This is a genomic window from Actinomyces sp. oral taxon 171 str. F0337, assembly GCF_005696555.1.
Classification (GTDB): Bacteria; Actinomycetota; Actinomycetes; order Actinomycetales; family Actinomycetaceae; genus Actinomyces; species Actinomyces oris_E.
Genome location: NZ_CP040005.1, coordinates 1086808 through 1107753 on the forward strand (window position 1 = coordinate 1086808; position 20946 = coordinate 1107753).

General features: G+C 66.2%; 17 protein-coding genes and 4 tRNA genes. 16 read left to right on the forward strand and 5 right to left on the reverse strand.

Annotated features, from left to right (window positions below):
* Positions 1-236 precede the first annotated feature (236 nt).
* Both FBF36_RS04830 and FBF36_RS04835 read left to right on the forward strand, forming a co-directional pair.
* On the forward strand, positions 237-1841 hold the full coding sequence (locus FBF36_RS04830) for an alanine/glycine:cation symporter family protein (RefSeq protein ID WP_034493522.1): 1605 nt from the start codon (positions 237-239) through the stop codon (positions 1839-1841).
* 25 nt (positions 1842-1866) lie between these two features.
* A complete protein-coding gene (locus FBF36_RS04835; RefSeq protein WP_009398539.1) occupies positions 1867-2691 on the forward strand; it encodes a fumarylacetoacetate hydrolase family protein in 825 nt (274 codons plus the stop codon).
* A 91-nt stretch (positions 2692-2782) separates the two neighbouring features.
* On the opposite strand, the gene FBF36_RS04840 is transcribed toward FBF36_RS04835, so the two are convergent.
* Positions 2783-3628, reverse strand: coding sequence for a hypothetical protein (locus FBF36_RS04840; RefSeq protein ID WP_225792467.1), 846 nt, complete (start codon positions 3626-3628; stop codon positions 2783-2785).
* 743 nt (positions 3629-4371) lie between these two features.
* On the opposite strand from FBF36_RS04840, the gene gltX reads away from it, so the two are divergent.
* Positions 4372-5988 carry a glutamate--tRNA ligase gene (gltX, locus tag FBF36_RS04845; RefSeq protein ID WP_034493524.1) on the forward strand — a complete coding sequence of 539 codons (1617 nt, stop codon included), beginning with the start codon at positions 4372-4374 and terminating at the stop codon, positions 5986-5988.
* Positions 5989-6120: 132 nt separating this feature from the next.
* On the opposite strand, the gene FBF36_RS04850 is transcribed toward gltX, so the two are convergent.
* Positions 6121-6867 carry a hypothetical protein gene (locus tag FBF36_RS04850; RefSeq protein WP_034493545.1) on the reverse strand — a complete coding sequence of 249 codons (747 nt, stop codon included), beginning with the start codon at positions 6865-6867 and terminating at the stop codon, positions 6121-6123.
* 95 nt (positions 6868-6962) lie between these two features.
* Positions 6963-7724 (reverse strand): hypothetical protein, encoded by a 762-nt coding sequence (locus FBF36_RS04855; RefSeq protein ID WP_034493526.1) that lies wholly within the window; start codon positions 7722-7724, stop codon positions 6963-6965.
* A gap of 271 nt (positions 7725-7995) precedes the next feature.
* Between FBF36_RS04855 and FBF36_RS04860 the strand changes: the two genes are divergently transcribed.
* The 4 genes from FBF36_RS04860 (at position 7996) to FBF36_RS04875 (ending at position 8391) form a co-directional block, all read left to right on the forward strand.
* A tRNA-Gln gene (locus tag FBF36_RS04860) sits at positions 7996-8067 on the forward strand.
* 18 nt (positions 8068-8085) lie between these two features.
* Positions 8086-8158: transfer RNA gene (locus FBF36_RS04865), tRNA-Glu, on the forward strand.
* Positions 8159-8197: 39 nt separating this feature from the next.
* Positions 8198-8270 (forward strand) — tRNA-Glu (locus FBF36_RS04870).
* Between the two features lie 48 nt (positions 8271-8318).
* Positions 8319-8391 (forward strand) — tRNA-Glu (locus tag FBF36_RS04875).
* Positions 8392-8516: 125 nt separating this feature from the next.
* Here FBF36_RS04875 and FBF36_RS04880 read toward each other — a convergent pair.
* The gene (locus tag FBF36_RS04880) at positions 8517-9356 is read right to left on the reverse strand and encodes a polysaccharide deacetylase family protein (RefSeq protein WP_034493546.1); all 840 of its coding nucleotides are present in this window, start codon (positions 9354-9356) and stop codon (positions 8517-8519) included.
* Between the two features lie 179 nt (positions 9357-9535).
* Between FBF36_RS04880 and FBF36_RS04885 the strand changes: the two genes are divergently transcribed.
* The 3 genes from FBF36_RS04885 to FBF36_RS04895 all read left to right on the forward strand — a co-directional run bounded on the left by FBF36_RS04885 (position 9536) and on the right by FBF36_RS04895 (position 15202).
* Positions 9536-11170, forward strand: coding sequence for a ribonuclease J (locus tag FBF36_RS04885; RefSeq protein ID WP_009398549.1), 1635 nt, complete (start codon positions 9536-9538; stop codon positions 11168-11170).
* Positions 11171-11188: 18 nt separating this feature from the next.
* Positions 11189-12124, forward strand: a complete 936-nt coding sequence (locus FBF36_RS04890) for a PfkB family carbohydrate kinase (protein WP_009398550.1) — start codon at positions 11189-11191, stop codon at positions 12122-12124.
* Positions 12125-12280: 156 nt separating this feature from the next.
* Positions 12281-15202, forward strand: a complete 2922-nt coding sequence (locus FBF36_RS04895) for an FtsK/SpoIIIE family DNA translocase (protein ID WP_034493528.1) — start codon at positions 12281-12283, stop codon at positions 15200-15202.
* On the opposite strand, the gene FBF36_RS04900 is transcribed toward FBF36_RS04895, so the two are convergent.
* Complete coding sequence (locus FBF36_RS04900; protein ID WP_087944049.1) at positions 15191-16621, reverse strand: CapA family protein; 1431 nt, start codon at positions 16619-16621, stop codon at positions 15191-15193. The two genes, FBF36_RS04895 and FBF36_RS04900, sit on opposite strands and share 12 nt — an antisense overlap.
* Positions 16622-16860: 239 nt before the next feature.
* On the opposite strand from FBF36_RS04900, the gene pgsA reads away from it, so the two are divergent.
* The 6 genes from pgsA (at position 16861) to FBF36_RS04930 (ending at position 20944) form a co-directional block, all read left to right on the forward strand.
* Positions 16861-17484 (forward strand): CDP-diacylglycerol--glycerol-3-phosphate 3-phosphatidyltransferase, encoded by a 624-nt coding sequence (gene pgsA / locus FBF36_RS04905; protein WP_009398554.1) that lies wholly within the window; start codon positions 16861-16863, stop codon positions 17482-17484.
* Between the two features lie 19 nt (positions 17485-17503).
* Positions 17504-18070 (forward strand): CinA family protein, encoded by a 567-nt coding sequence (locus tag FBF36_RS04910; RefSeq protein ID WP_050792695.1) that lies wholly within the window; start codon positions 17504-17506, stop codon positions 18068-18070.
* A 118-nt stretch (positions 18071-18188) separates the two neighbouring features.
* Positions 18189-18599, forward strand: a complete 411-nt coding sequence (locus FBF36_RS04915; RefSeq protein WP_004565236.1) for a helix-turn-helix domain-containing protein — start codon at positions 18189-18191, stop codon at positions 18597-18599.
* 124 nt (positions 18600-18723) lie between these two features.
* Complete coding sequence (locus FBF36_RS04920) at positions 18724-18942, forward strand: DUF3046 domain-containing protein (RefSeq protein ID WP_138137806.1); 219 nt, start codon at positions 18724-18726, stop codon at positions 18940-18942.
* A gap of 266 nt (positions 18943-19208) precedes the next feature.
* Positions 19209-20447: a recombinase RecA gene (recA, locus tag FBF36_RS04925; protein ID WP_009398558.1), complete on the forward strand. Its 1239-nt coding sequence runs from the start codon at positions 19209-19211 to the stop codon at positions 20445-20447.
* The gene (locus FBF36_RS04930; protein ID WP_075376437.1) at positions 20447-20944 is read left to right on the forward strand and encodes a regulatory protein RecX; all 498 of its coding nucleotides are present in this window, start codon (positions 20447-20449) and stop codon (positions 20942-20944) included. The genes recA and FBF36_RS04930 overlap by 1 nt, the downstream gene beginning before the upstream one ends.
* The last annotated feature ends 2 nt before the right edge of the window (positions 20945-20946 follow it).

Consider the following 20946-nt stretch of genomic DNA (forward strand, 5'->3'; position numbering starts at 1 on the left):
GGGAGGTGTCACGCACAACGCACCACGCGCCTCGCGCACGTGCGGCAGCGATGCCACAGAGCCGTCACCGAATCGAAACACTGTATCCGTAGCCTTCGCGAATACGGTGCCCTCCCTCCCGAAGGAGGGGGACGTGGGCAGGACGTGTATCCCGGTGCGGACTGTTCCCGTGCTGGTTCGCGTGCCCGACGCCCACCTCGCCCGCGCCGTCGTCCCACCCCTACGGAGGATCTCACGTGCAACCGGTTCTGGCTTCCCTGACCAGTGCGGCATCCAGCGCAGACAAGAGCTGGACCGCATCCTTGGAGCGCTTCTTCAACGATGGCGCCAAGATCCTCGATGACGCCGCCGGGCACCTGTTCCTCTACCTGCTCGCTTGGCTGCTCGTCCTGGGGGGCCTGTACTTCACTGTGCGGACCGGATTCGTGCAGCTGCGGCTCTTCCCCTACATGGTGCGGGCCATCACCTCCTCCCGTGACAGCAAAGAGGGCGGGATCTCCTCCTTCCAGGCCTTCGCCGTCGGGCTGGCCTCCCGCGTGGGCACCGGCAACATCGTGGGCGTGGCCATCGCCATCACCATGGGCGGCCCCGGTGCCGTGTTCTGGATGTGGGTCGTGGCGCTGGTAGGTATGGCCACCGGATTCATCGAGGCCACCCTCGCCCAGCTCTACAAGGTCACCCACCCCGACGGCACCTTCCGCGGGGGCCCCGCCTACTACATCCAGCGTGGCCTGGGGTCCAAGCCCGCTGCCCGCGTCTTCGCCGTCGTCATCACCTTCGTCTTCGGCTTCGCCTACGAGGCCACCCAGGCCAACACGATCGCCGCCACGATGAAGAAAACCTTCAGCATCGAGCCGTGGATGACCGCTGTCGCTCTGGTCGTCATCACCACGCCGATCATCTTCAAGGGCATCAAGTCGGTCGCTGTTGTCTCGGAGTGGCTCGTGCCGATCATGACGGTGGTCTACGCCCTCATCGCCGTGGCCATCCTGGTGCTGCACATCGGCGCGATCCCGGGTGCGATCCTCTCCATCTTCGAGGGCGCCTTTGGAATCAATGCGGCCTTCGCCGGTGTTGCCGGGGGATTCACCGCCGCACTACTCCACGGCACCCGCCGAGGCCTCTTCTCCAACGAGGCCGGTGAGGGATCGGTTCCCAACATCGCGGCCACCGCCACGGTCTCCCACCCCGTCCAGCAGGGATTCGTGCAGTCCCTGGGCGTCTTCGTCGACACTATCGTGGTGTGCACCGTCACCGCCCTCATCGTCCTGCTCTCTGGGGTCTACACCCCGGCAGGCCCCAACGTTTCCAAAGAGGCAGCCAAAGCAGCTGCGGACGCCGCCAACACCCTGACCGGCGACTCGGTCACCAACGTCCTCGGCGGCTGGGCGCAGTACCTCATGGCCGTCATCATCTTCGTCTTCGCCTACTCCTCGCTCCTGGGAAACTACACCTACGCCCAGGTCAACATGGACTACCTCCAGGGCAAGCAGCACAAGCACTACGCCCTGCGGGCCATGATCATCGTGGCCACCGCCGTCGGCTCCCTGTCCACCCTCACCTTCGTGTGGAACCTGTCCGACCTCGTCATGGGAGCGATGACCGTCATCAACATGGTCTCCATCCTCGCGCTGGGAGGCTGGGCCTTCGGAGCCCTGCGCGACTGGGAGGCCCAGCGCCGCGCCGTCGAGGCCGGTGAGAAGGACGAGATCCGTTTCATCGCCACCGACAATCCCTACCTGCCCGGCACGCTCCCCGGAGACATCTGGGCCGCCGACGGCGCCGCCCACGCCGCCATCACGGAGCGTCGCGCCGCGCTCGAGGAGGCCTCGGGCAGCTGAGCCCAACAGCGCTAGGCTGAGGCCCATGAAGATCGCGCGCTTCTCCACCGGTGACGAGCCCCGTTACGGCATCGTGCAAGGCCTGCCCGAGCACGAGGTCGCCTCGGACGAGTCAGAGGGCCACCTCCTGGTCCTCAAGGGAGACCCTCTCTACTCCCTGCCCGAGGCCACCGGGGAGGTCGTCGAGCTGGGCGAGGCCCGGCTCCTGTCACCGGTCATCCCGCGCTCCAAGGTCGTGGGGATCGGGAAGAACTACGCGGGCCACATCGCCGAGATGGGGGAGGACCAGCCGCCACGCGACCCGGTGGTCTTCCTCAAGCCCAACACCTCCGTCATCGGGCCGGACGCTCCCATCGTCCTGCCCTCCTGGAGCGGGGAGGTCCACTACGAGGCCGAGCTCGCCGTCGTCATCAAGACCCTCGCCAAGGACGTCCCCGTGGAGCACGCCGACGACGTCATCCTGGGATACACGGTTGCCAACGACGTCTCGGCCAGAGACCGCCAGCGCGCCGAGCCGCAGTGGGTGCGGGCCAAGGCCTTCGACACCTCCTGCCCCCTGGGGCCGTGGATCGAGGTCCCCGAGCCCGGCCGCGAGCCGCTCTTCTCACCCGGAGACGCGGTGGTGCGCGCCCGGGTCGACGGCCGCCTCGTCCAGGAGGGACGGACCACTGACATGATCCGATCGATTCCCGAGCTGGTCGCCTACGTATCGACGATCTTCACCCTCCTGCCCGGCGATGTCATTCTCACCGGCACGCCGGCGGGAGTCGGTGAGATCCGAGCCGGTCAGCGCGTCGAGGTCGAGGTCGAGGGTATCGGCTCCTTCTCCAACCCGGTGGTCCGCCGCTGAGCCGAGGTGCTCGCTCCTCACGGAGTGCCTGAGCGCGGGAGAGACCTCCCGATAATGACGCATCGTCGGTGTCGCGGAGCCGAGGGCCCGATCAGGTGTCCTGGGGTGAGCTGCCTGAACCCTTCTCGTCGCTCTCCTTGTCCTCGGAGCCGCTCTTCTTGTCATTGCTCTTGCCGTCCTTGCCGGAGCCGTCACCGGATCCGGCCTCATCCATGTCTGCCGGTCCGGGATTACTGATCGGAGTGGCCTTGAACAGTGTCTCCATCTCGCTGGAGGAGTAGGCATCAACGGGGCAGGCGTACATCGCCTGGAGCACGACGGGCGTGCCTGTTGTGCCGAAAACACGGACGAACCTGGTGAGCTTGTAGTCCTTGTGGTCGGCTCCGGTGTACGTGAAGTCCAGCCGTTTGGTCTCGATGGCGTGACCATCGGTGTCCTTGACCAGGGAGAAGTCATCCTTGGTGGGCTCGAAGGAGACATTCGTGAAGTCCGACGACTGCTGATAGGCATTGACCGTGGCCTCCGCCTGATAGTCCGACTCGACGCGATCGCCCTTCGTGTTCTGGTCGTACAGGTTCTGCGTCGCGGTGAACACGCAGCCGTTCTGCTTATCCATCTTGTTCTTGCCGTCGGTGTCGTAGACGCTCACCTTCCAGCCGGAGTGGGACTGCGGGAACTCCCACGAGGGAATGTACTCGACGTTGCTGTTCTTACCTCCCTTGGAGGATTTGCCCGACGGACTCGCACTCTTGCCCGTCTCGCTGGTGGATGGCGACTCGCTGCTGGAACTGCTGGAGCGTGCGGGGCCGGACTCGTCCTGGCACGCGGCAAGAGCCGGGAGGGCCAGGGCGAGGCTGAGTCCGGCGACAAGAGGGAGTCTGAGTGCTGATCGACGGCGGGCGGTGGAACGTGCTGCGGAACGCTGGGGCAGGGACATGGGGCCTCCAAGGATTGATAAGTGGGAACCTTCCCGAACGGATTGGGGATGTCGTTGCCTCGGGTGGGATCCGTGAGGAACTGCCCGGCGGCGGCGTCATGATCTCATGGGAGCGACGTTATTTCGTTTCTGTGCTGAGTGCGATGGGTTGGGATCCCCATCTCTCAGACCTGCGGGGGCGGTACGGCAGACGCGGAGTCAATGGGTGTTGAGGCCTATGTGGAAAGATTTTCTTACAGAAAGTTAATGGGAATGTCGATAGGGTTTGGTCTCTATGATGGATTGAGCAGCTTCCCCTCAGTGTCTCACTATTAGGAAATGAATCCGGGGGCAGTGCATGATCGTCAGGGCGTGTTGATGGAAAGAAAGGAAGTCGCTACTATGAGGGTAATAGAGGACAATTTGCTCGGCATATTTTCGCGGTGGCCTCGGTCAACCTCAACTCCACGTTGAAGAACCGGAACGCCTCCTACCGCATCGGCGACGGCGGATCGTCGGGTAACACCCAGCTGCTGCCCGCGGCGGGTTCCATGAAGCCCCCTACCGAGAGGTGGAGGGAGCCAACGGGGGCTGCACGCCTCGAGCGCAGTGGCTCGGGGACAAGATTCAGTAGCAGTTCCCGAAGATCCAGTGCGATACCTGCATGGCGGGGGCGCGAGTCGGATCACTACACGGGGCCCCTTGAGGGGCTTCCCGGCCCTTGTTCCCCGGGGGTCCCCTCAGGGGACTATCCTGACTCCATCATGCCTGAACTCAGTGATCACTCATCCGCCTTCCGTCCTGAGCCCGCAGCTGCCTCCGGGGTCCCGGAGCAGGGCTCATCGTCCGTGCGCGTACGTTTTTGCCCCTCACCCACGGGGACCCCCCACGTGGGCATGGTGCGCACCTGCCTGTTCAACTGGGCCTACGCCCGTCATACCGGTGGCACCTTCGTCTTCCGGATCGAGGACACCGACTCAGCCCGTGACTCCGAGGAGTCCTTCGACGCCATCCTGGACTCCCTGACCTGGCTGGGGCTGGACTGGGACGAGGGCGTGGGCAAGGGCGGGCCTCACGAGCCCTATCGCCAGTCCCAGCGCATGGACCTGTACAAGGAGGTGTCTGCCGAGCTGCTGGAGGCGGGCTACCTGTACGAGTCCTTCTCCACCCCTGAGGAGATCGAGGCCCGTCACCGTGAGCGCGGCGAGGACCCCAAGCTCGGCTATGACGGCTTCGACCGCAATCTGACCCAGGAGCAGAAGGACGCCTTCCGTGCCGAAGGGCGCTTGCCCGTCCTGCGGATGCGGATGCCGGAGGAGGACATCACCTTCACCGACCTTGTCCGAGGCCCCATCACCTTCAGGGCCGGCAGCGTGCCGGACTACGTCGTCGTGCGTGCAGGAGGCGAGCCCCTCTACACACTGGTCAACCCCGTTGACGACGCCGCGATGGGCATCACCCATGTCCTGCGCGGTGAGGACCTGCTGTCCTCCACCCCGCGGCAGGTGGCCCTCTATCGTGCCCTCATGGACATCGGTCGGGCTCAGGTCGTGCCCGAGTTCGGGCACCTGCCCTACGTCATGGGGGAGGGCAACCGAAAGCTGTCCAAGCGGGACCCTCAGTCCAACCTCCTCATCCACCGCTATCGCGGCATGATCCCCGAGGGGCTTCTCAACTACCTTGCCCTCCTGGGGTGGTCGCTGAGTGCGGACCGCGACGTCTTCTCAGCGGCAGAGATGATCGAGGCCTTCGATGTCCATGACGTTAATCCCAACCCGGCCCGCTTCGACCCCAAGAAGTGCGAGGCCATCAACGCCGAGCAGGTGCGTGCACTGGGGGAGGCCGACTTCCGGGACCGGCTGGTGCCCTACCTCGCCGACGCCTACCCCGACCCGTCCGGCGAGACCGCTCAGGTATCGCTGGTCTCGGCGGACTCCTTCGACGGACTCACCGTGCGGGAGCAGGAGATCCTCAGCGCTGCTGCCCCCCTCATCCAGACACGGATCCAGCTGCTGCGCGAGAGCCGCGACATGCTCGGCTTCCTCTTCGTGCCTGACGACGAGCTCGTCATCGATGACAAGGCCCTGGCCAAGCTCAAGGCCTCGGCCGGTGACGTGCTGGATGCGGGCATCCGTGCTCTGGAAGGGCTCAGCTCCGAGCAGTGGGGGAAGGACCGTCTGGAGGATGTCCTCAAAGCGGCCATCGTCGAGGGGCAGGGCATGCCCGACGGTGAGGGGATCAAACCGCGTCTCGCCTATGGTCCGCTGCGCGTCGCAGTGACCGGGAGGCAGGTCTCTCCACCCTTGTTCGAGTCCATGGAGATCCTTGGACGCGACTCCACCCTCGCCAGGCTGAAGGCTCTTCGAGCGCAGGTCGGGTGACATGGCCGCCGGTTACTCTCGCGCTCACGGTGGTGGGGTCAGGAACATCGTGTCCCTGACCCCACCACCTAATCCGTGCGCGAGACGCCTCACGAGTGCCCTCAAGGGGGCGCAACCGTTCCCTGAAAGGCGTCACATGGCTCCGGCGTCGATTCCTTGGACCCGGATGCCCGTCAGGATCGTGTGCCACTGATCCAGTCCTATGAGAGTGCCTTGGGGGCACATCAGCATGACCTCCACGCCGATCCCTCGTTCTCCTACTCGTCTGTTGAAGCGATAGCCGTCGATAGGAGTGGGAGTGCCTGAGATCGTCGCCGTGGTGGAGAAAGCGGCTTCGTAACCCGGGAAGTTTCCACTATCATCACGGACGGCCTCCACGGCAGTCGGCCCTTGCGTGATTTGATAGTCTGAAAAAAGTTTCGGCTGATGCCGGATGGCTATATCGGAAAGCTCTTTGTCGCCTATCGCATTTCTGGTGATGAAGTATCTCTCGTTGATGTCGGTGGCGATATAACCGAAGCAGTCCTGGTTGCTGTTGACCACGTACTCATCGAGCGTGATGTCGGGGTTATCTGACTTTTGGATGCGGCCGCTGCTTGAGGACCAGACGGAGGAGTCCTCGTTGGTGACGGTAAAAGATGGTCGAGACCATGTGGCGGCCGTGGAAGGTGTGGAGGACGGTGATTCTGACGGCGTTGGGCTCGGTGTGCTGGACGGAGTGTCGGAGCTGGAGGTGCTGGCCTCGGCGGAGGCGCCTGCGGGTTCGACGGTCAGCTGTCCCTTGTGGGCGGGGCCACAGGCGCTCAGTGCCAGGCTGGCTGTGAGGCACAGCCCCAGAGCAAGGCGATGAGTTCTGGAGGGTGTGTGGGCGACGAGCATCTGGTGATGGTGCTGTGCTGGGCGAGGCAATGTGGCTCTCCTGGTGGTGGGGGCAGAGGAATGCAGGCGCTGTGACTCGTTGCTGGACCTCCTATCTATCTCATGGCTCCGGCGTCGAGTCCCGTCACTCGTGTTGAGGACAGGAACTGGTGCCATGTATCGGCGGACGTGAGCTTGTCCGGATGGCACTCGAGGAAGATTTCAAGAGTGACACCCTGATCGCTGATCTGTCGGAAGAAACGATATCCCGCTACGTCGCCCGTCGAGCCACTGGCGTACTTGACGGTAGCCGTGTAGCCGATTTCATACCCGGGGAGCGTCCCGCTGTCATCCGGTACGGCTTCGACGGGAGTCGGCCCTGATGTCATCGCGAAAGAGCTGTGGTTCGGCATCGTCTCCTGTATCTTGACGGAGGAGGTTGTGTTGTCTCCGCCCATTTTTCTTTCGTCATAGATTGACTGGTTCGCTTTGTAGAAGATGATGGCCAGGCATCCTTCTGTGTCGAAATTGTATGCCTGGCTGATGTCTGATGACGTTTCGGTCGGCTGTTTGAGTATGTCGTCCTGCCGGTGCCACGTGCCGGTGGAGTCGTTGGAGATCGTGACGTTGGGGGCCGTCCAGGCTGTTGCGGAAGATGTGGCCGACGGCGTTGGGCTCGGTGTGCTGGACGGAGTGTCCGAGCTGGAGGTGCTGGCCTCGGCGGAGGCGCCTGCGGGCTCGACGGTCAGCTGTCCCTTGTGTGAGGGTCCGCAGGCACTCAGTGCCAGGCCAACTGTGAGGCACAGTCCCAGGGCGAGGAGGCGAGGACTGCAGGGTCCGCTACCTGCATGGCGATGGTGCTGCAGATGGGTGGGCATGTATGGCCTCCCAAAGGGGCGGGGGTGAGCAGGAACTAGTGGGAGTCTAGGGGATGCCTCTGGAGGTGTGCTCGGTTGTCGGGAGGGGGCGGGAAGTGGGGTGCGATACCGGCTGTGAGCGGGAGAGGTGGGATCGGGGGATGAGGGGGGAGGTGTCTGGGGCTCCCGCTGTGTGTCTGTCTTCACCTTCTGGTGATTTGGCGGGGCGGGGGTGGGCGTGTAGATTACTGCCCGCTGCCTCGGACGTGATCCCTTTCGAGGTGAAGCCCCTTGGGGTATGGTGTAATTGGCAACACGACTGATTCTGGTTCAGTTATTCTAGGTTCGAGTCCTGGTACCCCAGCGGATCTGTTGATCTGTAGCCCCCATCGTTTAGTGGCCTAGGACACCGCCCTCTCACGGCGGCGGCGCCGGTTCGAATCCGGCTGGGGGTACGAGGGTCCGGTTGTTGCTTCAACCTCCGGACTGTCAGGGCCCCCATCGTTTAGTGGCCTAGGACACCGCCCTCTCACGGCGGCGGCGCCGGTTCGAATCCGGCTGGGGGTACGGATCAAGCAGGCTGGCTAGGTCTGCTGGTTCACAACTACATAGCAGGCCCCCATCGTTTAGTGGCCTAGGACACCGCCCTCTCACGGCGGCGGCGCCGGTTCGAATCCGGCTGGGGGTACGGCAACGAGGTGCCTGCACCGCCGAGAGGTGGTGCAGGCACCTCATGTTGTCACCCGGTGTTCTCATGCTGAGGCTCGCTCGCGCGGCCGGCCGGGCGACTGGCGCTCAATGGTCTACGAAGGTCTACGAAGCGGATGCCAGGAGATCGCTGCCCGTCGTGACGGTAAGTCCTCGTTCCAGCAGTGAGCGCACGCCTCCTTCCAGGGCGGCGAACAGGGGCGCTGAGGGCTGCGTGCGCCCGTCGTGGCACAGCACTACCGATCCGGCACCGGCAAGGTCCGTGACGGCGGCCGCCTCCGCCGTGGACGGCGTGTGGACGCTCCACAGCAACAGGTCCATCCTCTTCCGGGAGGCAACCATCATGGCCGGTGCGTCAACCCGGCCGTAGGGAGGGCGCCACAGGCGCGGAGACGGTGCTCCGGCCGCCACGATCGCCTCGCACGTCCGGTTCACCGAGTCGCTCAGCTCCGAGAAGCTCACGCCGTAGACGTCCGTGTGCACCCAGTTGTGGACCGCGACCTCGTGCCCCTCGGCGACCTCCCGCGCGATCAGCTCGGGGTGGGCCTCCACCGCGGACCCCAGCACGAAGAAGGTGGCCCGTACCTGCAACCTCGCCAGCATGTCGAGCACACGTGGAGTCCAGCGAGGGTCTGGCCCGTCGTCGAAGGTCAGCGCCAGCTTTCCTGATTCTCCACCGGTCTGAAACACCACTCGCGTTCCGAGTGCGCTTCCAGGGGCTGCGGGGCGAGGGGCGGTTCTCGCCGTGGGGGAGAGGTGGGTGTCCCGCCAGTGAGTCGCTCCTGCGCTGGCGCCCGCGCCAACGATGCCCGCCGTCGTTGCCAGGGCGGCCCTCCCCAGGATGCCTCGCCGGCTCTCCCCGGTGGTGGGGCTCAATCGTGACTCCACTGACGAAGGGGATGCGCTGTCCCCGGCTCCGTCATCCGGCAGGCTCTTGGTCGTCACCAGTACATCGTAGAGCGATCCCGGTGGGCCTCTGAACTTCTCGTCGTAACGTTGCAGAACCACGACGGAATCGAACTGGATCACACCGTATCAATCGATAATCCGGGCATCCTCGGTAGGATGCCCGCGTGACGAACTTTCCCGCGCTGAAGACTCCCGGCCCCCTCGCTGATGGCGCCATGCGCATCACTCCCCTGGGGGGTCTGGGCGAGGTCGGCCGCAACATGACCGTTTTCGAGCTGGATGGCAAGCTGCTCATCGTTGACTGCGGTGTGCTCTTCCCCGAGGAGGACCAGCCGGGCGTCGATCTCATCCTTCCTGACTTCTCCTCCATCGAGCACCGCATCGACGACGTCGTCGCCCTGGTCCTGACTCATGGGCACGAGGACCACATCGGGGGCGTGCCCTACCTGCTGCGCCTGCGTGAGGACATTCCCCTGGTGGGAAGCGAGCTCACCCTGGCCTTCGTGGAGGCCAAGCTCAAGGAGCACCGTATCCGTCCAGTGCTGCGTCAGGTCAGCGAGCACGAGGAGGTCTCCTACGGGCCCTTCGACCTGGAGTTCGTGGCCGTCAACCACTCCATCCCCGACGCCATGGCCGTCATGATCCGCACCGACGCCGGTAATGTACTGGCCACTGGTGACTTCAAGATGGACTCCCTGCCCATCGACGGGCGCATCACGGACCTGCGCTCCTTCGCCCGTTTCGGTGAGGAGGGCGTTGACCTGTTCTGCGTGGACTCCACGAACGCAGAGGTCCCCGGCATGGTCGGCCATGAGGGCGAGATCGGCCAGGTCCTGGACAATGTCTTCGCCGACTCCGACGGGCAGATCGTCGTGGCCTCCTTCGCCAGCCACGTCCACCGGGTCCAGCAGGTCCTCGATGCGGCCGCCCTGCACGACAGGCGGGTCGCCCTCGTGGGACGCTCCATGGTGCGCAACATGGGTATCGCCTCCGAACGCGGCTACCTCAAGGTCCCCGCCGGCGTCCTCATCGATGCCCGAGACATCACCTCGCTGCCCCCGCACGAAAGAGTCCTCATGGTCACCGGCTCGCAGGGCGAGCCGATGGCGGCCCTGTCCCGGATGGCCCACTCCGAGCACCGCAGCGTCACCATTGAGCCCGGGGACACCGTCATCTTCGCCTCCTCTCTCATCCCCGGCAACGAGAACTCCGTCTTCCGGGTCATCAACCAGCTCATGCGGCTGGGAGCGCGCGTGGTTCACCAGGGCAATGCCAAGGTCCATGTCTCCGGGCACGCCTCGTCCGAGGAGCTGCTCCACGTCTACAACATCGTCCAGCCCCGCAACGTCATGCCCATCCATGGTGAGATCCGTCACCTGGTGGCGAATGGTGGGCTCGCCGTCAAGACGGGAGTCGCCCCGGAGCGGGTCATGCTGTGCGAGGACGGCGTGGCCGTCGACCTGGGCGGGGGGGTGGCCCGTATCGCCGGCCAGGTGCCCTGCGGCTACATCTACGTTGACGGATCCTCCGTGGGGGAGATCGATGAGGCCGAGCTCAAGGACCGCCGCATCCTGGCGGAGGAGGGCTTCGTCTCCGTCTACGCCGTGGTGGAGACCACGACCGGCACGATCCTGGCCGGTCCTCACATCCAGGCTCGGGGCGTTGCCGAGGACGACTCGGTCTTCGAGGAGATCCTTCCTGATGTGACCGAGGCCCTGTCCGCTGCGCTGGAGACCGGCAAGGCGGACGCCTACTCCCTCCAGCAGGTCATGCGCCGCACCCTGGGCCGCTGGATCGGGCGCCGTCTCAGGCGCCGTCCCATGATCGTCCCGGTCGTCATCGAGGCGTAGCAGGAGGGTGCTCACTGCATGACTCTGTTCCGGCCCGCGTGCTTCATATCCACAGGATCCATCCTCATCGACATCCCCCTCCACGTCAGCCGCGTGCCGACGCCGGGAGGGGCGATCACCGGGGCGTCGTCGGGCCCGGTCGTCGGTGGCGGGTACGCCGTGGTCTCAGCCGCGGCCCGGCAGGGCGTCCCTACGGCCCTGGCTGCCACCCTGGGAACCGGCCCCAACTCAGCGCGGGTGCGCGAGTCGATGCACCTGGACCGGGTTGAGCTGCTCGTCGAGGAGCTCGTCGGGGACATCGGCACCTGCACCACTCTCATTGAGCCCTCCGGCCGACGCACCTTCATCACCACCGCGGGCGTCGAGGGAGAGCCCCAGCGCGAGGACCTGGAGAGCCTCGACCTGAGATCCGGGGACTGGGTCTACGCCACCGGTTATGACCTCGCCCACTACACGAGCCGCGGCATCCTGGCCGACTGGCTGCTGTCGATCCCCGATGGCGTCGGGCTGGTGATCGACCTCGGCCCGGTCCAGCCCGACATCCCCGACCAAGTGCTCCTGCCGCTGCTGGACCGAGCGACGATACTGACCGGGAACGACTTGGAGATGAGTCGGCTCGAGAAGCGCCTGGGCGGTACCAACGCCATTCGAGGGGCCTGCCCGCGAGCACTGATCGTCCACCGTACCGGCGTCCACGGCTGCGTTCTCCACCCGGTGGACGGCGAGGCCATCGAGGTTCCCGGTTTCGTGCGTGAGGTCGTGGACACGACGGGGGCGGGAGACACGCATACCGGTGTCCTGGTCGCCGGCCTTCTTGACGGGCTCGACGTCGTCGAGGCGGCCAGGCGTGCCAATGCGGCTGCAGCCCACGCCGTCGAACGCACCGGCCCGGCCCAGGCCCCGCTGCGTGAGGAGATCGATGAGTTCCTTCAAGCCGGAGGTGAGCGGTCCTGAGCGGTTCTGAGAGGCCCTAGGACTGCGGCAGCCTTTCTCGCCGGGGGAGGAGACCTCTTACGGGCTTGCGCCTCTGAGAAGGTGACGTGTCTCCGGCCGGCGCAGGCGGCGTGGCAAGGCCGTTGACACTGAGAATCCGATAGTTTCTAGGGCATCATGGCCAATCGTCGCACCACGAGAACATCTGCGCCTTCGTCGGGAACCGGCAGAGGGCGTAATCGAGGTGGCTCCGCCTCTGGGGCCGCTCCCTTCTCCGAGCCTGGAACCGGACCCTCCGGCGGGCGCTACCGCCGTACCGGCTGGGCCTTCCTCATCCTGGCCCTCGCGGCGGTTCTGGCACTGCGGGAGTGGTTCGGGATCTCCGGAGCCGCAGGTGATCTCCTGCACCATATCGCCGCGGGGCCCGTTGGCGTCCTGGGCGTCTTCGTGCCCCCCCTCCTGGCGGCGCTGGGAGTTGCCATGCTGCGGGTCCACAGTCTAGGAGCAGTGCACGCGCGGGTCTCCGTGGGCTGCCTGGGGCTGCTGACGGCTCTGACCGGAATGATCCAGGTCGGCAGCGGCAACCCGGTCCTCAGGGGCAACATCGGCGGTCTGGAGAGCGCCGGAGGGCTGCTGGGGTGGCTGGTGGGCTACCCCCTGGCGGCGCTGTTCTCCTCCGTGGGGGCCTTCATCCTGTTCATCCTCCTGACTGTGTTCTCCGCCCTGGTCATGTCCGGCAAGACCGTGGCCGAGATCCGCGAGCTGCTGGAGCAGTACCGGACCGCGGACAGTGACGAGGCATCCCACGGTGCCGGTGGCTCCGGTGGCTCCGGTGACTCCCTGGCCCGGCGCCTGCTCGGACGGGCGCGTGGAGGCTCCGGGCGGGCCGGCGCCTCGGAGGGCGATCCGGATCAGACGGCGCTCCTGGACTCCTACGACGGTGACGAGCCGTTCCGCTCCGCCCTGGAGGTGGAGGAGCCGGCCTCCCGTAAGCGAGGCAGTGGCCGGCGTAAGCGCTCGGCTGACCGGGAGGCCCAGCAGACGGCGATCACCGATCTCTTCGAGCCGGGTGGCGATCCCGACGGCCACTCGGAGAACGCCGCCTTCGTCATCCCGGACGTGGGTGAGGAGAGCGACACCGTTGCCTCCTCGGCACCCTCAGCCGCCTCTCCCACCAGGAGCAGGCCGGCCGGCCCGACAGGTGGCCCCGCGGCGGCCGGCTCGGCCGCTGGGGGACAGCGCAAGCCCTCATCGCCCAAGCGCTCTGCCCCGCAGTCGCCGTCCGGTTTCGATGCCGTCACCGAGGAGACCCCCGAGGTTCCGATCGAGGAGCCCGACCTCGCCGACCAGATCGCCATGAGCGACCTGAGCAACATGGCCCTGCCCGACGGCTCGACCTACACCCTGCCCGAGGACGCGCTGCTCGGCCCCGGCCCGGCGCACTCCACCCGCACCCCTGCCAACGACGCCATCGTCGAGTCCTTGCAGAACGTCTTCGCCGAGTTCAACGTGGACGCCACGGTCACCGGCTACACGCGCGGTCCTCAGGTCACCCGCTACGAGGTCCACCGGGGCCGGGGGGTCAACGTCTCCCGTATCACGGGGCTGGAGAAGAACATCGCCTATGCGGTGGCCTCCGATGAGATCCGTCTTCTGACCCCCATTCCGGGCAAGAGCGCTATCGGCATCGAGATCCCCAACAGTGACCGGGAGATGGTCAAGCTCGGTGATGTTCTGCGCTCCCAGGCCGCGCGCAAGCAGGTGCACCCGCTGGTGGTCGGTCTGGGCAAGAACGTGGAGGGCGACTACATCGTCACCAACCTGGCCAAGACCCCGCACCTGCTGGTGGCCGGTCAGACCGGTTCGGGTAAGTCCTCCTTCGTCAACTCGATGATCACCTCGATCATGATGCGCGCCACGCCCGAGGAGGTGCGCATGGTGCTGGTGGACCCCAAGCGGGTCGAGCTGACCATCTACGAGGGCATCCCGCACCTCATCACCCCGATCATCACCTCTCCGAAGAAGGCGGCCGAGGCCCTGGAGTGGGTGGTGCGTGAGATGGACGCCCGCTACGACGACCTGGCCTCCTTCGGCTTCAAGCACATCGACGACTTCAACAAGGCGGTGCGCGCCGGCGAGGTCCAGCCTCTGCCGGGCTCCCAGCGGGAGCTGAGCCCCTACCCCTACCTCCTGGTCGTCGTCGACGAGCTCGCCGACCTCATGATGACCGCCCCCAAGGACGTGGAGGCCTCCATCCAGCGCATCACTCAGCTGGCCCGCGCCGCCGGGATCCACCTGGTCCTGGCCACCCAGCGACCCGTCGCCCAGGTGGTCACCGGCCTCATCAAGTCCAATGTTCCCTCGCGCCTGGCCTTCGCCACGGCCTCGCAGCTGGACTCCCGGGTCATCCTCGACCAGAACGGTGCCGAGACGCTCACCGGCCAGGGTGACGCCCTCTACCTGGGGCCGGGCGCCTCGACACCGGTGCGTATCCAGGGCTCCTGGGTCACCGAGTCCGAGATCCGTTCCGTCGTCGAGCACGTCAAGTCCCAGCTGACGCCCGAGTACCGCGAGGACGTCGTCGTCCCGGAGGTCAAGAAGCAGATCGACGAGGAGATCGGCGATGACATGGACCTGCTCCTGCAGGCCGCCGAGCTCATCATCTCCAGTCAGTTCGGCTCCACCTCCATGCTCCAGCGCAAGCTGCGTGTCGGATTCGCCAAGGCCGGCCGCCTCATGGACCTGCTCGAGTCTCGCGAGGTCGTCGGCCCCTCGGAGGGGTCCAAGGCCCGCGACGTCCTCGTGCAGCCCGAGCAGCTCGAGGAGACGCTGGCCTGGATCAAGGGAGAGGGCGGCGCGCCCGGAAGCGCTGACACTCCTGAGGCTCCAGACGCTTCTCAGGACGAGCCCGGCTCCGACGAGCCGTTGCCTCCCGCCTCGGGCGAGCCTCGTACCGCGGTCATGCCGGCGAACCGTCACAGCACGGACCCGTTGGAGGTCGCCTCGAGCCTGCCGGAGTCGGAGTCCTGGGACGATGCGTCCGCTGAGGAGGACTCCGAGGACGCCTGGTCGCTCACCGGCCGCGGCTCATCGTGGTGATGAGGAGGCCGATGCCGTGGCCGGAGGGTCCACGCGCGTGCCTGCTCGTTTGATGACCTCTTCCCGACTGGGAATCCTAGGGGCCGGTCCGGTGGGCTTCGGTGCTGTGGTGGACATGGTCGAGGCGTCCTTGACGTCTGCAGTGAACATGCTCCAGCGCCGGTCGATCTCCTCCTCATTCAGACCTAGGCCAGCAGGACGATCACCGTTGTGAAGTGCTGCCAGGTCCCTGACCTTGTAGCCGCCCTCCTGATCCATGGTGAACGGGTGCCAGCTCAGCTTGTCCACACTCACCGAGCCGTTGGCGTGCGAGGTGACGTCGGCCCAGACCAGCTGACCGACGTCGGACAACGGGGCGCAGCACTCCTCGTCCTGGTTGGAGATGTAGTTGCCGGCCGAGTACGACACCCACATCCCCTTGCCATCGCCCTCTCCGGAGAGCTTCTCGGCGGGCTGAGGCACATGGGGGTGAGCACCGAAGAGGATGTCGACCTGTCCGCTGTCGGCCAGAGACTGGGCGTAGGAGACCTGCTCGTCGTTGGGCTTGGTCTCGTACTCCTGACCGATCTGGGAGTGGACGACGACAAGGTCGGCGCCCGCCGCACGGGCCGTCTTCGCCGCCTTCGTGATGGCGCCGACGTCGTTGAGCGACACCGAGTGTCCGGTGGGATCGTCGAGGCCGTTGAGGTCCTTGGTCGTGGAGATCTGGGCCACGGTCACTGTGCGTCCTCCCCGCTCGAGCTCGTAGAGTGCGAAGGGCACGGAGGCGTCCTCCGTGCTCCGGTAGGTGCCCGCGTGCCCCAAGCCGTGAGCATCCAAGGCGTCCAAGGTGGCGACGACTCCGGCCTCACCCCGGTCGGCGGCGTGGTTGGAGGCGGTCGCGCAGCCGTCCCACCCGGATCTGGCCAAGGCGCCGATGACCTCGGAAGAGGTGCCGAAGGCGGGGTAGCCCGAGTAGACCCCGTCCGGGGCGACGGGAACCTCCATGCCGCACAGGGCAAGATCCAGGCCCTCGACCCAGGGGGTCTCAGCGGCAATGTTGTCGGTGATGTCCCCTGAGGCTCCTGGAGTGGATTCCATCACTGGCATGTGCATGAGGACGTCCCCGGCGTAACCCACGGTGAAGTGCACGTCCTGCGAGCCGCTGGCCCCGGTGGAGCCGGACTGAGACGGCGATTGAGCCGGCTGAGACTGATCGGAGCTCGTCGAGCAGCCGCTCAGCACGATGGACGCGGTGAGGACAGCGGCCGTGAGGAGGCCTGGACCGTGCGACCGGTGGGCCACCCGTGCGGTGCGCGGCGAGTCACGTGGCTCCCCGGAGGCGGGGTGGCGGGGGACGACGTTGTGGGAGGCCGCCAAGGACGATGAGAGAAGAGACGATGAGAGACGAGACGATGAGAGACGAATGGAGGAGAACATCATTATGAACGTAAGAGTTGAACCTTAACAGGATGTGTACGGCCCGCGGTCTTCTCAGCAGCGGGAGGCAGAAGCGCCCGGATGTTCGGGGAGTGCCGTGAGTGAGCACTGAGCCCCCGCTGCGTGTTGCGGGCGGCGGCCTCATGGCGCGCACAGCGAAGGCGAGCGGATGCGATGTCGTTCGAGAAGATCGAGGTTTCTCCGTCGGCCAGAGGTCGTGCACGACTAGGCTGGCCCTGATGAACGCCCCGACCACCCCGGACGGCGCCGCGCAGTCAGAGCGGGCGCCGCTGCTCAACATCGCCAACGCCCTGACGGTGCTGCGCCTGCTGCTCGTTCCCGTTTTCATCTGGCTCTCCCTGCTGCCGGGGGATCGGGCCAGGCTCGCCGCGGTCGTGGTCTTCGTCGTGGCGGCCTTCACGGACCGTCTTGACGGTCAGCTGGCGCGCTCGTGGGGACTGGTGACCTCCTTCGGCAAGATCGCCGACCCGATCGCGGACAAGGCGCTGACCCTGTCCGCCTTCGTCCTGCTGAGCGTCAACCATCGACTGTGGTGGTGGGTCACCGTCCTCATCGTCGTGCGCGAGCTCGGCATCACAGTCATGCGTTTCTTCATGCTGCGCCGCGCCGTCATGGCGGCATCACGCGGCGGCAAGATCAAGACGACACTCCAGATGGTCGGGCTGGTCGGGTTGCTCACTCCGTGGTCCATGCTCCTGCTGCCCGTGGGCCTGGTCGCGTTCCTGACCAAGGCGGCCTACGTCATCGTGGCTGCGGCACTCATCGTCACGGTGGTGACCGGCCTGGACTATGTCCGCCAGGCGATGCGGTTGAGCCGTCAGAGCGGACGGGGTGACCAGTGACCGTTCCGGGGCGGAAGTCGTGCTGATCGAGGGTGTGCACGACGTCGAGGACTGCACTCGTGCTGCGGCAGCCCTCCTGCAGACCGCCGTGGATCGCGGGGTGACTCTGGCGATCGCCGAGTCGTTAACGGGCGGGCAGGTCTCCTCCAGCCTGGTAGAGGTTCCCGGTGCCTCACGTGTGCTGGTGGGAGCGGTCGTCGCCTACGCCACCCGGATCAAGGCTCAGGTCCTCGGAGTCGATGCCGCGCACCTGGAGCGGACCGGGCCGGTGGACCGTGAGGTTGCCCTGCAGATGGCGCATGGTGTGCGCCGGCTCCTCGGGGCCGATCTGGGGCTGGCCACCACCGGTGTGGCCGGGCCGGGGGCGGTCGACGGTCATCCGGCGGGAACAGTCCATGTCGCCGTCGTCGGTCCGTGGGGTGAGGGGCACCGCGAGCTGCACCTGACCGGTGACCGCTCGCAGGTCCGGCGCGCCACCGTGATCGACGTATGTGAGCTGGCCATCGGTTTCTGCGCGAAGAAAGGCGTGGGTCACGGTCCTGACCGCTCCTCGCCGATGATCAACCAACTACAGATCACAGACTAAGACGTATTTCAGATTTCTCTCAGGAATGCCGGTAGAGTGGTTCTCAACGTCACCGGAGCCGGAGAACTGGCCTCGCGTGGCGGGAATGAATCCACGACGTGAATGGTTGTGCTAGACGATGAACAACACGACTCACCCCCGCACCACTCGCCCGATCAACAACCGGATGCCGATGCGCCAGGGACCCGGGGCAGGGTACGGTGTGTCCGTGGACACCCCGAAGCACGAGAATGTCGTCCTGCGCCGCGAGATCGGAGAAGTTCTGCGCGGCGTCCGACAGCACCAGGGACGTACGCTGCGTGAGGTCTCGTCTCAGGCCCGCGTCTCCCTGGGGTACCTCTCCGAGGTCGAGCGCGGCCAGAAGGAAGCCTCCTCCGAGCTGCTCGCCTCCATCTGCCAGGCGCTTGACGCCCCTCTGTCCATGGTGCTGCGTGAGGTCTCCGACCGCATCGCCCTGACTGAAGGCGTGATGATTCCGGACACGGTTCCTGATGAGCTCGTGCGCCAGCAGGGGGTCGCCCTGCGGTGACCATCCGCTGACGCCCTCGGCGCTCTCAGGGCACTGAGGGCGTTGTCAGTGAGCCGACCTTCCCGGCGGCGGGACCACGATGAGTGGACTCGCCGCCGGGTTGACCGTTGACGAAGGGGGAGTAGTGAAGCACTCGGAGTTCTGGAACGCCGTCGAGGCGGTTTTCGGTCCGGCTTATGGCCGGTCATTGGCGCAGGACCTGGTTCTTCCGGGACTGGGTGTGACCTGTGTGCAGGCGCTCGACACCGGTGTGGCGCCGGAACGGGTCTGGGGTCTTCTGTGCGACGAGACCGAGCGCTCGGACGACGAGCGATGGATCTTCCGTTCTGATCCCCGTCGATGAGCCCTGCTGATGGGGTGGGTGGTGAGGTGGAGCTCGGAGGTGCCGACACGCGCATGACGACGGTGTCGCGATCGAACAGGTGTTCGGGTACTGTTCTCCACGAACGACGGCGATGCCTCTCGGGTCCACAGGGCTGATGAGGGGCGGAGATAGATGTCAGTGGTCAGGCATACCGTCGTTGGTGAGCCCCGGAGAGGGGACCTCGCCGAAGTTGACCAGCCATGCCCGCCGCGGCTGCGCGCCGCCCTGAGAACCGAGGTAGAACAATGCCTGCTGCCAGCCAGACCCAGGACCGCTCCAAGGCCCTGGCCACAGCCCTCGCCCAGATCGACAAGAGCTTCGGTAAGGGATCCGTCATGCGCCTGGGGGACGACACCCGTCCTCCGGTCTCCGTCATCCCGACGGGATCGGTTGCCCTCGACGTGGCTCTGGGAGTCGGGGGGCTCCCGAGGGGACGCATCATCGAGGTCTACGGACCGGAGTCCTCCGGAAAGACCACCGTTGCCCTGCACGCCGTGGCCAGTGCACAGCGGGCCGGCGGGAACGCGGCCTTCATTGACGCCGAGCACGCCCTCGACCCGGTCTATGCCAAGGCTCTGGGCGTCGACATCGACAACCTCCTGGTCTCACAGCCGGACACCGGCGAGCAGGCCCTGGAGATCACCGACATGCTGGTGCGCTCGGGCGGCCTGGACATCATCGTCATCGACTCCGTGGCGGCCCTGGTCCCCAAGGCCGAGATCGAGGGGGAGATGGGGGACTCTCACGTCGGTCTCCAGGCCCGCCTCATGAGCCAGGCTCTGCGCAAGATCACCGGTGCACTGTCCTCCACCGGCACCACCGCCATCTTCATCAACCAGCTGCGCGAGAAGATCGGTGTGTTCTTCGGCAACCCGGAGACCACCACCGGTGGGAAGGCTCTCAAGTTCTACGCCTCCGTGCGCCTGGACGTGCGTCGCATCGGCGGTCTCAAGGACGGCGACCAGCCCGTGGGCAACCGCACCCGGGTCAAGGTCGTCAAGAACAAGATGGCGCCCCCCTTCAAGCAGGCCGAGTTCGACATCCTCTACGGCCAGGGCATCTCCCGCGAGGGTAGCCTGCTGGATCTGGGCGTGGACAACGGCGTGGTGCGCAAGTCGGGGGCCTGGTTCACCTACGGGGAGGACCAGCTCGGTCAGGGCAAGGAGAACGCCCGCAACTTCCTCAAGGACAACCCGCAGCTGGCCGCCGAGATCGAGGAGAAGATCCTCGCCGCCCTGGGGATCGGTGAGCCCGGCCGCAAGGCCCGGGAGGCTGAGGAGATGGCCGCCGCCGAGGCGGCCGTGGCCGCAGCCGCCGTCCCGGTGGACAGTGGGGACACCGCCGCTACGAGCGCGGTCAAGAACGCCCGGGGACGCGGGAAGAAGACCACCACCGCTAAGGCGCCCAAGAGCGTGAAGACGTCCAAGGATGCGTCGTCGGATGAGCCGGACACCATCTTCGGTGAGGACGCCGGCGGGTTCTGATGCCCTGGCTCATCCCTGACGCCCACGCGCAGGCGGTCGAGGCGGCGCGGGAGATCGTCCTGCGCCGCCTCGACCGCAGTGCGGCTCCCCGCTCGGCCCTGGCGGAACTGCTCGAGCGCAAGGAGGTGGACCCCCGTGTGGCCGCCGAGGTCCTTGAGCGTCTGGAGGCGGCCGGGGTCATTGATGACACCGCCTACGCGGCCCGCCTGGCGCGTACCCGTTTCGCGGAGAAGGGGGCGGCCAGGCGGGCCATCGCCGAGGAGCTGCGGCGCAAGGGTCTGGGTGAGCAGGACGTCACCGCGGCCCTCGAGCAGATCAGCTCCGACGACGAGGACACGGCGGCGCTGGCGCTGGCCCGCAAGAAGCTGTCCACCACTCGCCACCTGCCCTGGGAGGTGCGCCGGCGTCGCACCGCCGCCGTTCTAGGACGCAAGGGCTACAGCCGGGAGGTGACCATGCGGGCCATTGCTGCCGCTCATGCCGAGGAACCGGACTGAGA

Coding starts and splice junctions, on each gene's coding strand:
- FBF36_RS04930 (WP_075376437.1), top strand. CDS start 20,447: ATGCCCTGGCTCATCCCTGACGCCCACGCGCAGGCGGTCGAGGCGGCG.
- gltX (WP_034493524.1), top strand. CDS start 4,372: ATGCCTGAACTCAGTGATCACTCATCCGCCTTCCGTCCTGAGCCCGCA.
- FBF36_RS04890 (WP_009398550.1), top strand. CDS start 11,189: ATGACTCTGTTCCGGCCCGCGTGCTTCATATCCACAGGATCCATCCTC.
- FBF36_RS04840 (WP_225792467.1), bottom strand. CDS start 3,628: ATGTCCCTGCCCCAGCGTTCCGCAGCACGTTCCACCGCCCGCCGTCGA.
- FBF36_RS04855 (WP_034493526.1), bottom strand. CDS start 7,724: ATGCCCACCCATCTGCAGCACCATCGCCATGCAGGTAGCGGACCCTGC.
- pgsA (WP_009398554.1), top strand. CDS start 16,861: ATGAACGCCCCGACCACCCCGGACGGCGCCGCGCAGTCAGAGCGGGCG.
- FBF36_RS04895 (WP_034493528.1), top strand. CDS start 12,281: ATGGCCAATCGTCGCACCACGAGAACATCTGCGCCTTCGTCGGGAACC.
- FBF36_RS04915 (WP_004565236.1), top strand. CDS start 18,189: ATGAACAACACGACTCACCCCCGCACCACTCGCCCGATCAACAACCGG.
- FBF36_RS04885 (WP_009398549.1), top strand. CDS start 9,536: ATGCGCATCACTCCCCTGGGGGGTCTGGGCGAGGTCGGCCGCAACATG.
- FBF36_RS04835 (WP_009398539.1), top strand. CDS start 1,867: ATGAAGATCGCGCGCTTCTCCACCGGTGACGAGCCCCGTTACGGCATC.
- recA (WP_009398558.1), top strand. CDS start 19,209: ATGCCTGCTGCCAGCCAGACCCAGGACCGCTCCAAGGCCCTGGCCACA.
- FBF36_RS04850 (WP_034493545.1), bottom strand. CDS start 6,867: ATGCTCGTCGCCCACACACCCTCCAGAACTCATCGCCTTGCTCTGGGG.
- FBF36_RS04900 (WP_087944049.1), bottom strand. CDS start 16,621: ATGTTCTCCTCCATTCGTCTCTCATCGTCTCGTCTCTCATCGTCTCTT.